Genomic DNA, 13062 nt, shown 5'->3' on the forward strand with positions numbered 1-13062 from the left:
AATATATTTTTCTGGTGAATGGGCAGAAGGTTTTATTGTGATGTCAGTGATGAGTGATAAATGAAAGCGGGTGCGCCTATGATTCATAGGCGCACCCGCTTAATCTTGAAGTAGCGTTTTAGGCGCTATTTCTGAGCCAGCAGTGTTTTAGTGGCTTCCTTTAGACATGGTTGCTAGGTCAGTAGCGTCATGTGCATCGGGGATATGTTCTACGGTCAGACGTTTACGGAACATGTAGTATCCCCATGCCTGATACAAGATGATGAAAGGCAACATCAGACATGCTAGCCACGTCATGATCGTCAAGGTATAGGGAGAGCTTGAGGCGTTAGCGACGTTCAGGCTGTAGGCTGGGTCCAATGTTGAGGGGAAGACATTGGGGTATAGCGCTAGGAAGATAGCTAGAGCACCAGCCGTGATGAACAGTGAAGTTCCGACAAAGGTCCAACCTTCACGTCCTGCACGTGCTTTGAGGTATGCAAATGCGCAGCTAATGACAGCAAAAACAACCATGACCCAAGAGAGTATTCCGGCGCTAATACCGGTGAATTGTAGGTAAAGCACCCAGATAACGCAGGGCAGAACACCTAATGGCATGAGCCGTACTAGTGTTTTACTCGCACGGTAACGCACTTCTCCGTCTGTTTTGAGGGCGATAAAGGCAAGCCCTTGTAGATACGAGAAGAGGACAATTCCGAGTCCACCGATATAGGTGAAGGGGTTGAATATCCAAGTGAATGCTCCAACGACGTCGCCGTTTTCGTTGATGGGCAGTCCGGTTGAGGTGATTCCAAGGAGTGCACCGACGAGGAAGGCGAGGAAGAAGGAGGATACGGAGATGGATGCGTTCCAGAAGTTAATCCACTTTTCTGTATTCTGTTTTCCGCGGTAGTCGATAGCTACCACTCGTAGGATAAGGAATACGAGCGCTAGTGTGAGTGGGATGTATAGCGCGGAGAAGAGTGAGGCATACCAGAAGGGGAAGGCTGCAAAGGTTGCGGCACCTCCGGTTACAAGCCAGACTTCGTTTCCGTCCCAAACAGGACCGATGGTGTTGAGAAGAAGTCGTTTTTCTTTTTCGTTTTTTGAAAAGACTTTTGACATCATCATGCCGACACCGAAGTCAAATCCTTCGAGGATGAGGTATCCAATCCAGAATACGCCGATGATGATGAACCATATAGTAGGAAGCAGAGGCTGGTCAGCGAAGATGTTCATAGTGTTCGTCCTCTCTTCTTAGTATGCAAACGCGAGGACGTCGCGTTTTTCATCGTGGTTGGTGTCTTCGTCGTCTTCGAGTAGTTCAGGCATGGATGCCACGATACCGGAGCGGACGTATTTGGTGAGCAGGTATATCTCAACGATTGCGAGGACTCCGTAGAGTAGTCCTAGCGTAATCAGCGAGAAGAGGATGGTTCCTGCTGATACTTCTGGTGAGACACCGGCGGCGGTGAACATCATCACGGCGGTGTCGCCTTGGAAGTTTGGTGCAACAACGAATGGTTGACGTCCCATTTCGGTGAAAATCCATCCAGCGGCGTTGCCAAGGAATGGGAACCATAGTGCTACAAGCTGTAGGTTCTTGATGCCGTTGGATGCGGGAACTGTGCCGGTACCGTTTTTGCGGGTTATCCATAGCGCGTAGATAGCCATCAATGCGCTCATACCACCGAGAGTGAACATGCCACGGAAGCCGTAGTAGGTAATTTCAACCAGCGGTGTGTATTGAATTTCTTGTCCTGCGTACTCGCCGTAAACTTCTGGCTGGTTAGGGTAGTGAGTTCCTAGCTGTTCGCGGTATTCCTTGAGGAGGGTTTCGACGCCGGGTACTTCTTCTGTGAAGTTTTCGTGAGCAAGGAAGGAGAGCAGACCAGGAATTTTTAGGACAGTATGGATATCTGCACAGTTCTGGCTACCGGGGTTGGTGCTGTAGGAGAAGAGGGAGAACGCGGTGGTGTCTTCGCAGGCGGCTTCTGCAGCTGCCATTTTAAGTGGCTGTTGTTGAATCATCAGCTGGGCTTGTGCGTGGCCGGTGAAGGCGGTTCCGAGGAATCCGACGAGGGCTACGATTGCGCCGAAGCGTAGGGCGTAGCGCCAAGCGTGAAAATCTTCTTTGTCGCGAATGCCTTCAGCGCGTTCACCGATGACGACTTTTCCGTCAACGACGGTGTCAATTCCGTCTTTACGGCGTTTCCAAAGATGCCACCAAGAGATACCGACGAGGAAGGCTCCACCGACGAGTAGTGCACCGGTAATAACGTGTGGGACGGTGAGTACCGCGGTGATGTTAAAGAGCACGGCGAGAATGTCGGTCATGACGGGGCGTCCATCAACCATTTCTACGCCGACGGGGTGTTGCATCCAAGAGTTTGCTACAAGGATGAAGTATGCAGAGATCCAGGTACCGATAACGGCGATGGTGATAGTCCATGCGTGAATTTTAGGTGAGAGTTTACCCCAGCCGAAGATCCACAGTCCGATGAAGGTGGATTCGAAGAAGAAAGCGAAGAGGCCTTCCATTGCTAGGGGAGCACCGAAGACGTCGCCGACGAATCGTGAGTAGTTGCTCCATGCCATGCCGAATTGGAATTCTTGGACGAGGCCTGTTGCGACGCCCATAGCAAAGTTAATGAGGAAGAGTTTTCCCCAGAATTTGGTGAGACGTTTAAATCGTTCACTTCCAGTTTTGACGTATTTCCAGTGGAAGTACGCGACAAGAGGGCCGAGACCTAGTGTCAGAGGCACCATGAAGAAGTGGTATACGGTGGTGATGCCAAATTGCCACCGTGCTATAAGTAGTGGATCCACTGCTTGTATCCTTTTATAAACCTTAATGTGTGAGCCGTGAGTTGTTGAGACTCACGCTTTATCACATTTAGATTACGATGTGTTGCAAGGTTTGTCTTATAGTCGTTTACACCCTGTCATTTACTCTTTTAGGTTGGGGACTTGACGTTGCTCTAAAGGTTATTTTCACAGTAAGCACTTTTTACGTTTTAGGCTTTTTTCAATAATTGACAGCGCTCCCCTAAGTATCAACATTTTCCCTAGTCAAATAGTGTTATTTGGGTGCTTCAAAGAATTTTTAGCCAATGAGAAAAAGTAGATTTGAAACTATCTCGTAAAGATTTTCCAGCCATATATTGACACCTTTATACAATCTGTCATGAAACACCATAAAGAATAGTGGTGATTTTTTTCATAAAAATTATTACACTTTATCTCTACTCAAACACCAGCGTGTCGCAAAGCAAAAGGACGCAAGCACTTATCCACGCGGACCAAGAAGCCCTAAACGAGCAACACTTTCGCGCTCTAAAAATAATTCATCGACAGAACGACGCACATACTCTCTCGAGAACTCATCTTCTAACAATCCCGGAATAATCTGCCACTGCCCACGAGAACACAACACAGGAAAAGAACAAAATACCCCAGGAGCAACACCATAAGAGCCGTCACTAGCAACAGCCATAGACGTTTGAACAGGCTCTGAACCCAGCCAAAGACGCATGTGTTCAAGCATTGCAGAAGCAGCGGAAGCGGCTGAAGAAGACCCTCGCTTTTGAATAACCTCCGCACCACGATCAGCAATGCGAGAAATAAACTCCTCCTCAATCCATTGCATTCCTTTACCTTGCTGTTTTAGTGCGTCAACTACAGCTATGCCGTCAACCATCGCATGAAAAATATCTGGATATTGCGTCGCAGAATGATTACCCCAAATACTTACACCAGCAATCTTTTGCACTTCAACCGCTAACGTCTTCGCAATCATTGACTGCGCACGCTGATGGTCTAAGCGAGTCAATGCACTAAAACGGCTGAGCGGAATATCTGGAGCAAAAGAAGAGCAAATCAAAGCATTAGTATTCGCAGGATTCCCCACAACTACTACCCGAAGTTGAGAAGAAGCCTGTTCATTAAGCGCTTGACCCTGCACCGAAAAAATACCGGCATTAGCTTCTAGAAGATCAGCCCGCTGCATACCTTGAGTACGAGGGCGTGCCCCTACCAATAAAGCGATATCTGTTCCATCAAATCCTTGATAAGGATCATCATAGATGTTGATAGAAGAAAGATGCGAAAAAGCACAATCTTCCAGTTCCATAGCCACCCCCTCAAGCGATGACATCGCTTGAGGTAGGTCTAAGAGATTGAGCCGAATTTTTGTGTTAGGGCCGAGCCACTCCCCTGAAGCAATACGAAAAAGTGCGGCGTACCCAATGTTCCCAGCAGCTCCAGTAAGTGTTACTGTGACGACATTGTCAGAATATGAAGAAAGCATAACACCATACTATAGTGTTATAGCTCACTATCATAGCGGTTGAGGTTAAATACCTCGCCAAGTCCTTCTAACCAGAATCTCCTAAACATCAATCTGATCATCAGATAATTTATGGGCACTGTTAATAATGAAATCCTTACGTGGAGCAACCTCTGAACCCATCAACAAAGAGAAAGCCTGTTCAGCAGCTTGCGCATCCTCAATACGAATACGACGCAACATTCTATGGCGAGGATCCATCGTCGTCTCCGCGAGCTGGTCAGCATCCATCTCACCCAACCCTTTATATCGTTGAATCGGCTCTTTATAGTTCTTTCCCTCATCTTCTAAACGGCGCAACAGTTCTTCTAACTCACGTTCAGAATACGTATAAATCATCTCGTTAGCCCGTCCACGATGGATGACTTCAACTCGATGCAACGGAGGCACCGCAGCATAGACCCGACCGGCTTCAACCATAGGGCGCATATAACGATAGAACAAGGTCAAAAGCAAAGTACGAATATGTGCGCCGTCAACGTCAGCATCCGTCATCATCACAACCTTGCCATAACGGATACTTTCGACATCAAAGGTTCGACCAGAGCCTGCACCAAGAACCTGAATAATTGCGGCACATTCAGCATTAGCTAACATATCCGTCAGTGAAGCTTTCTGAACGTTCAGAATCTTTCCGCGAATCGGCAAAAGAGCCTGATAACTTGACGAACGAGCCAGACGCGCTGTTCCTAGAGCAGAGTCTCCCTCAACAATAAAAAGTTCAGAACGAGCGACATCGTGAGAACGACAATCCACAAGTTTCGCGGGCATAGAACTTGTTTCTAAAGCATTTTTTCGCCGCTGAGTCTCTTTATGAACTCGCGCTGAGATACGTGATTTCATCTCAGCCACAACTTTTTCGCTCAAGGAATGAGCCTGCTGTTTATCAGCACGAGCTGTCGCTTTAAGTTTCTGGGCTAGTTGAGTACTCACAATTTTCGAGACAATCTGACGCACCGCAGAGGTACCAAGAATCTCTTTTGTTTGTCCTTCAAATTGCGGTTCCGCTAAACGAACAGTGAGTACCGCTGTCAGTCCAGCAAGAATATCGTCTTTTTCAAATTTATCCTGAGCACCAACTTTATATTTTCTGGCATTATCACTCAGATGTTTTCTAAAGGTCTTCAAAAGCCCTTGTTCAAAGCCTGTTAGGTGAGTGCCGCCTTTAGGGGTAGAAATAATGTTAACGAAAGAACGAACAGTCGTGTCATATCCAATCCCCCACCGCAGGGCAATATCAACTTCACATTCACGTTCCACTTCTTGAAGCTGAGAATGCCCTTCTTCATCCAGAACAGGAACAGTTTCAGTAAAGGTGTCACGCCCTTGAAAACGCCAAATATCTGTCACAGATGAATCATGCCCAAGATACTCAACAAATTCAGAAATACCACCATCATGGTGGAACACTTCTTCGTAGGTGTCGTGTTCGCCTGGAGTGCCAGCTAGCCGACGTTCATCACGAATGGCGATGCGTAGACCCGGAATGAGAAATGAGGTTTGGCGAGCACGCTGAGCAAGTTCCTGATAACTGAACTTTGCATCTGGTGTAAAAATCTGTGGATCAGCCCAGTAGCGTACGCGGGTTCCGGTCACACCTCGTTTAGCTTTGCCAATAACAACTAAGGAATCGTTTTCTTTTTGTGAAGGGGTAAAAGACGCTTGTGGTGTTGGTGTCCGCCCGTCTTTAAACACTCCAGGGATGCCGTGACGGAAACTCATTTGGTAGGTTTTCCCACCACGGTCTACTTGCACATCTAACCGGCTTGATAAAGCATTAACAACGGAAGCGCCAACACCGTGCAGACCGCCAGAGGCAGCATAGGAACCTCCACCGAATTTTCCGCCAGCATGGAGTTTGGTGTACACCACTTCCACACCGCTCAGTCCGGTGCGAGGTTCGATATCGGTCGGGACACCTCGCCCGTCGTCACGAACTTCTACTGAGCCATCACGGTACAGAACAATGTCGATGGATTGCCCGTATCCGGCAAGAGCTTCGTCTACAGAGTTATCAATAATTTCCCAGAGGCAATGCATTAAACCACGAGAATCGGTTGAACCGATATACATACCGGGGCGTTTACGTACGGCTTCGAGCCCTTCGAGGACGGAAAGGTTTCGAGCGGTATATGAAGAGGTTGCCACGGTGTTCTCCCTAGTTGAGCAGAGTGGTTACTGACCTACCCATTTTAGGTTCTTTATTCTTTCTATGCACCTTGAAATTTTTTAGGCGTTTCGGATTTGTGTGCTCTTTTCGTATATGGATAAAAGCCGGTGGCTATCCACGAATAGGATAGCCACCGGCTTTTATCTCAATGAGGTAAGAGGTTTGAAGGTGCTCAGCTATGAAGTACTTGATGTTTCGTAGCTCTAGCAGATTGCTAGAGCTTCATCTTTTCTTCCTAGTCTAGGTAATCTCGTAGTACCTGAGAACGTGATGGGTGACGAAGTTTAGACATCGTCTTAGACTCAATCTGACGGATACGTTCACGGGTTACACCATAAACTTTACCGATTTCATCGAGAGTTTTAGGCTGCCCATCTGTCATACCAAAGCGCATGGCAACTACTCCTGCCTCACGTTCAGACAAAGTGTCTAAGACAGAATGAAGCTGTTCTTGCAATAGTGTAAAGGACACTGCATCAGCAGGTACAACGGCCTCTGAATCTTCGATCAAATCGCCAAACTCTGAGTCTCCGTCCTCACCCAAAGGCGTGTGCAAGGAGATAGGTTCACGTCCGTACTTCTGTACTTCAATAACCTTCTCTGGAGCCATATCGAGTTCTCTACCTAGCTGTTCAGGGGTAGGTTCGTGACCTAAGTCCTGAAGCATCTGACGCTGCACACGAGCCAATTTATTAATGACTTCAACCATATGTACAGGAATACGAATGGTGCGCGCTTGGTCAGCCATTGCACGAGTAATAGCCTGGCGAATCCACCATGTTGCGTATGTTGAGAATTTAAAACCTTTAGAATAATCAAACTTTTCAACAGCACGGATTAGACCGAGGTTTCCTTCTTGAATCAAGTCCAAGAACAGCATTCCTCGTCCGGTGTAACGTTTCGCTAGAGATACAACCAAACGTAGGTTTGCTTCAAGAAGGTGGTTTTTGGCACGACGTCCATCGTGGATGACCCAACGAAGTTCTTTTTTAAGCTCACGGTCCATTTGTGGGTTTTCTTTGAGCTTATGTTCTGCGTAAAGTCCAGCTTCAATACGCATCGCAAGGTCTACTTCTTGCTCAGCGTTCAGAAGAGATACTTTACCAATTTGTTTGAGATAATCTTTGACGGGGTCAGCGGTTGCGCCGGGTGCGATAACGCGCTGGGCAGGAGCGTCGTCTTCATCATTTGACGTAAGAACAAAGCCGTTACGCTTAGCAGCAGTTTCTTCGGTCTGCTTCTTTTCTTCTTTTTTGGCGTTCTCTTCATCATCGACGTCCTCATCGAGGTCATCGGTGTCTAGAATCTCATCGCTGACGTCGATATCGAGTTCTTCGGCGTCGATGTCTTCATCAAGAATTTCGTCTTCTTCGTTCGCAGCTTTTTTAGAAGTTGCTTTGGTTTTTGCGCTCTTTGTAGTAGAAGTTTTCTTAGTTTTGCGCTGAGCTTTAGGTTTAGTGCTTTTAGTTTCTTCTACAGCAGTAGCTTCGTTAGGTTCTTGAGCAGCCTTAGCAGTTTTAGCGGTTGTTTTAGTCCGAGTAGTTTTTTTCTTTTGAGCAGTAGCGGTTTGTGTAGCGTTTTCTTCCGCTTCATCAACCTTCTTACGTGCAGCAGGTGACACAGAGTACCTTTCTATTTGACAGACTACAGACAGTGGGAGTGCCTTGCAGTCAAAACACCTAAGACCCTGTCAAGTCTGCTCATAATGATAAGCAACATTGAACGAGGGTTCTACTTTAGATAACAATGATTATCTGTAGATTATTCCAACTCGTTGATACTGTCTTATCGCAGACTCGTACGGGGTCAGTAATAGAGTATGTCAGATATTTATGGCTCCTTGCGGTAGGTTATCGGTGTGGCGTTGATTCTGTTTTTCATAATTCGCACCACATAAACTCAGATTTCAGCTCTATTGTCAAGAGTTTTTAACGTTCTTCTATATTCCTTTTCCTAGCCATGGTGGAAGTTGTTCTATATTTTTAAGAAATACCTGTTCGTAAGGAAGCTGTTCTTTGGCCCTCCGGACGTATTCGCGGGCTTTACTGCATTGTCCAGTAGCCCAACTCCCCCACCCTAAAACGATATAGGCTTGTGCCGTCTCTGGCTGTTCGTAGACGCGAAGAATGAGAGCACAGATAATTTCTGCAGCAGCAATTCTTTGTGTATCGGGTCTTACACGATGCTTTCCAAGGAGTACCGAAGCAAATTTTTTAAGTGAACGGTCTATTATGTCGGTATTCTGGGTTTGAGAAGATTCGTTCCTCTGTACCATGAGTTTTTGAGCCGAGACAAGGTATTGTTCGTACCCAAGCGGGCACAGAATATCGTGATCAGAGGAGTTCTTATAGGCGTTGGATAATTGGTGATAGAAAGAAGTTGTTTCTTCAAGGCCTAAAGCGACTGTATAGATAACGGATTGTGCGCTCAGCTCCGACGTTAGTGTTGCGCCGAGGAAAGCGATCAGATGTGGGTCCAGTGTTTTTCGTATAGCATCAGCAAACTCGGCTGTTTTTCTGTGCTGGTATTGGGTGGAGACTTCTATAACTTGTTGGAGGGCATGATTCCACAAAACATTTTCAAAGTATTTTTGTGATAGAAAATCTTTTGCATAAGTACTATCTGAAGCTTTGATATACCGAATGTATTCATTGAGCCATAGCACCATTTCTCCTTCCCACCAGTTCTTAGTTTCGAGGTCACAGCTGTGTTCCAAAGAGGGTAAATAGTATTTTTGTGCTTCTGATTCACAAGGTGCAACAGAAGAGCCTGATAGTAAGAGGTTAAGGTAGACGTCGGTTCGTTGCACTTCATCAATGAGCCCGCTTAATGTCAGTTTTTGGGTCAGAGGATGAATTGACCAGTATGAGACTTCGCCAATGTAGAGGACGTCTAAGAGGGTTTTTCCATGCGTAGAAGCAGATTCTAAACCTGCCTGTTCCCAGTATGCGCATTGTGTAGATGCTATTTGGTCAGATTCAATTTCATCGATATGTGGAGGTTGATTCAGATGATGTTCTAACTGTCTTCTGCGAGTAGGGGTGTTTGGTCCGAAGATAGCTAACAAAAAATGCGGTACGTTTCCCTCAGATAATGAGTTTTCAGAAAGCGTCTGAAATAGATGAGATATCAAAGAAACGGATTCTTTGTGAGTGCGTTTTTTCTTGTGGTCGACGCGAGCTAACGGGCCAAGTGTTTTGTCAGCGAGGACTAATACGAGGGAGTCTTCGGGCCAATAGCCTAGTTGATGCACAATATATGCCACGGTATGGGCAGCGGACCCAGGATGTGGAGCTAAAGATTCTAAAAAGTGAGGGTTATGTGAAGATGCCATCTCTCCATGGTCTTCGAGATAGGTACGTAAATGCACTAGAGATAAGAAAACTGTGGATAACAGTTCAGAGGTGAGGCGTTATCCATCCGTTGAGAATACAAACAGCCTTCGCTGTCTTTTCGATAATCCAGATGGTGGTTTACGGTCGGGCAGGAGAGGTAACAAGAATGCGTTAAGCGCAGTCACTAGCCCTCGCATCATACCCAATGCCGAAGGAGAGTTAAGGAAAAATTTTAGAGTTCTGTATCGTTAGAGCACCACAAATTTTTCGTATCAAAGCCTCAGCCATATAAGCGATATTTTCACTTTATGCGCACGAGAGCAGGTGTCATTTATGAGGTTCTCGGCGAATCCGGCTTATCGGCGTTCGACGAGTCAGAAGAAGAACGTTCCCCTAAATTTTCAAGATATTTTTCAATCTCTTGTCCTATTATTTCACGATCAAGTAAAGAATCATTTTCTTGAATATCTAACTCCAGCATGTTGAAAGGATAATGCTGCATATATTTGTCGTACTCTTCTTCAAATTTTTTAACGAGGAACGCAATTTCGTGATTATCTTTGAACATCTCGTTAATACTTCTTTGAGCTTGCCCTGAGGCAACTACCAATTTTTCAAGAGGTAAAGATAATTTCGAAACCAAAGTTATATGTTCCATGGCACGTAATACTGCTTGCGGTAGAAGGTTGTCTCCTAAATACCGTGGCACGTGCACGTTAAATTTCACTGTTTTAATGTTCTGGCGAGCAAGCATATATTCCAAGAAATCAGTGTGCGATTGGTGCATCTCGAAAACGTGGTTGACGGTGCGCAAGGGGGCAACCAATTCTTCATAGGAGCCGCGAATCGTTACCACGATGGGTCGAGTGTGAGGAAAAGACATGGCGTATCCCGACACCAACATGACATAAGAACTTTTAACCTGACGAATTATTTTTAGTACAGCTTGAACGAAACGTTGCCATTGATAATCAGGTTCAGCGCCGGCAAGAAGCAAAAACGGCTGTTTAAGATGATCTTCCATGAGGTATAAGTTGACCTCGGGTAAAGACATCTCGTTGAAAAGACCCTTGCGAAATAGAGAATGTAAGCTGCGTTCCCTGTACCTGCATAGTTGGTCGAAATCGAACTCAGCAAGCTTAATATGCTCTAGTTCTTTACGTAATACGTCGGCCACACCGTAGGCGGTTCCCCCGATATCTTGTGGAGGTTCTAGAGATACGAGCAAAGGAAGCCCTTGAATACGCGGATGGCTAAGCATCCCAGATTTTTCTTCATATAGGTCTTCTGGCCTGAGCATATTCCCTCCCTCATGTTCTCGTGCTGTGGTGCTCTTAAGCTCTTGAAATACTCTAGTATATCTGTACGTTAAAGAACGTTGCCCACGTTCTGTATTGGGCATGTCTTAAGTTAGCGTAACGCGGCAAAAAGTTAAACTCTTTGTTTTTCGCCCATCGTGTATTACTCCGAACAGCTGTTTTCTAGTCACAGTGCAAGATAGTATGGGAATACAGCTCTTATATATCTCGCCTTTGATTACGTCTCTATACACGGTAGGCGCATCATATATTTTATAGATGTCTAAGAGTCCCTAAACTACCATCTATCTTGATGAGGAGAATAATGTCTGATTCATCCGATCTTACTTTTTCAGTGGCATCCCCCGACCTTGAAGCTATTGAGGCTCAGGTTCTTGTCCTAGGAGTTTATTCTTCTACAGAAGCTCCAGTTCTTGAACGTGGACCGTTAAGCGAAGAAACGGCACAAGGTCTTGAGGCGATTCTTGAGGATTTGGGAGTAACCGGTGCACCAGATCAGCTACACCGTTTACCCGGTATTGATGAGACTAACGCTGATGTCCTTGCCCTGATTGGTTTAGGAGCACGTAAGGACGACGCCCAAGCACATGCTGACGCGTTACGATACGCTACGGGTTCTGCTATCCGTCAGCTTGCAGGGTTCTCAGATGTTGCGCTTGCTCTACCAGCACAAAACGTTGCTGAAGTCGCTGCAATTGCTGAGGGCGCAGCATTAGGCGCTTTCAGCGACCCGCAGTTACGGGTTCGCACTGCAGAATCTGTTAAAACTGCAGTTGAGAACATCACCATTGTGACTGATGTGGAATCTGATGCAGCTTCTGATGTCCTTACTCGTGCTTTGATTCTAGGTCAGGCAGTAGATTCAACTCGTCGTTTGGTCAATACTCCGCCGTCTTCCCTTTACCCTGAAACTTTTGCACAGAAAGCTTCAGAGCGTGTTGGCGATCTCAAAAATGTAACGGTTAAAGTCTTTGATGAGCAAGAGCTCAAAGACGGCGGTTTTGGCGGCATTGCCGGTGTCGGACAAGGTTCTGCTCGTCCACCACGTATGGTGGAGGTCAAATACACTCCCGAAGGCGCCCAAAAACATGTTGCGCTAGTTGGTAAGGGTATTACTTTTGATTCTGGCGGCAACTCCATTAAACCAGGCAACGCGATGATGACCATGAAAAGCGATATGGCTGGCGCAGCAACAGTTTTGAACGTTGTTGCAGCTGCTGCCGAGCTTGAGTTGCCGGTTGCTGTCACAGCAATCTTGTGCTTGGCAGAAAATATGCCAGGTGGTACAGCCATCCGCCCTGAAGATGTTTTAACGATGCGCGATGGACAAACTGTTGAAGTTCTCAACACTGACGCAGAGGGTCGCCTTGTGATGGCTGACGGTCTAGCCTACGCTTCCGAATCAGCGCCTGATGTTCTTATTGATGTTGCAACACTAACTGGAGCTCAGCTGGTTGCGTTAGGTGCCCGTTATGCTGCGGTTATGGGTGATGAAAAAGTACGTGAAGATATTGTTAAGGCTTCACGTGAGGCAGGCGAGACGTTCTGGCCCATGCCCTTGCCAGAGCATCTTCGGGCAAGCTTGGACTCCCCCGTTGCTGATTTGAAAAATATCGGTGGACGTTATGGCGGAATGCTAAGCGCTGGATTATTCCTCAAAGAGTTTGTCGGTTCTACCGATGAACATCAGATTCCTTGGGCGCACCTAGATATTGCTGGTCCATCTTTTAACGAGGAATCACCTTATGGGTTTACCCCGAAAGAAGGCACTGGCATGTCAGTGGCAACGCTTTTGACTTTTGTGGAGTCTCTAGCTTCTTAAGGGTGAGATTATAGTCAAAGGCGAGGGTCGGGGGGGGGGTTAAAAAAAAAAAAAAACAACAAATTATAAAAAAAATTAGGTGTTTTGGT

8 protein-coding genes are annotated in these 13062 nt (G+C 46.3%); 1 reads left to right on the top strand and 7 read right to left on the bottom strand.

What is annotated here, in order from left to right; all coding sequences use genetic code 11:
* Positions 1–147: 147 nt before the first annotated feature.
* From cydB to ACN084_RS05265, 7 genes are all read right to left on the bottom strand, one after another.
* The gene (gene cydB, locus ACN084_RS05235) at positions 148–1218 is read right to left on the bottom strand and encodes a cytochrome d ubiquinol oxidase subunit II (protein WP_419106124.1); all 1071 of its coding nucleotides are present in this window, start codon (positions 1216–1218) and stop codon (positions 148–150) included.
* 18 nt (positions 1219–1236) lie between these two features.
* Positions 1237–2808, bottom strand: a complete 1572-nt coding sequence (locus tag ACN084_RS05240) for a cytochrome ubiquinol oxidase subunit I (RefSeq protein WP_419101851.1) — start codon at positions 2806–2808, stop codon at positions 1237–1239.
* Between the two features lie 460 nt (positions 2809–3268).
* The gene (locus ACN084_RS05245) at positions 3269–4288 is read right to left on the bottom strand and encodes a malate dehydrogenase (RefSeq protein WP_419106125.1); all 1020 of its coding nucleotides are present in this window, start codon (positions 4286–4288) and stop codon (positions 3269–3271) included.
* An 81-nt stretch (positions 4289–4369) separates the two neighbouring features.
* Positions 4370–6475: a DNA gyrase/topoisomerase IV subunit B gene (locus ACN084_RS05250; RefSeq protein ID WP_419101853.1), complete on the bottom strand. Its 2106-nt coding sequence runs from the start codon at positions 6473–6475 to the stop codon at positions 4370–4372.
* A gap of 257 nt (positions 6476–6732) precedes the next feature.
* Entirely contained in the window at positions 6733–8118 is a 1386-nt protein-coding gene (locus ACN084_RS05255) for an RNA polymerase sigma factor (RefSeq protein ID WP_419101854.1), read from the bottom strand.
* A 318-nt stretch (positions 8119–8436) separates the two neighbouring features.
* Entirely contained in the window at positions 8437–9831 is a 1395-nt protein-coding gene (locus ACN084_RS05260; RefSeq protein WP_419106126.1) for a hypothetical protein, read from the bottom strand.
* 332 nt (positions 9832–10163) lie between these two features.
* Positions 10164–11132: a PAC2 family protein gene (locus tag ACN084_RS05265; protein ID WP_419106127.1), complete on the bottom strand. Its 969-nt coding sequence runs from the start codon at positions 11130–11132 to the stop codon at positions 10164–10166.
* Positions 11133–11455: 323 nt separating this feature from the next.
* On the opposite strand from ACN084_RS05265, the gene ACN084_RS05270 reads away from it, so the two are divergent.
* Positions 11456–12973, top strand: coding sequence for a leucyl aminopeptidase (locus tag ACN084_RS05270; protein WP_419106128.1), 1518 nt, complete (start codon positions 11456–11458; stop codon positions 12971–12973).
* The last annotated feature ends 89 nt before the right edge of the window (positions 12974–13062 follow it).

Source organism: Rothia sp. P7208, assembly GCF_048512915.1.
Classification (GTDB): domain Bacteria; phylum Actinomycetota; class Actinomycetes; order Actinomycetales; family Micrococcaceae; genus Rothia.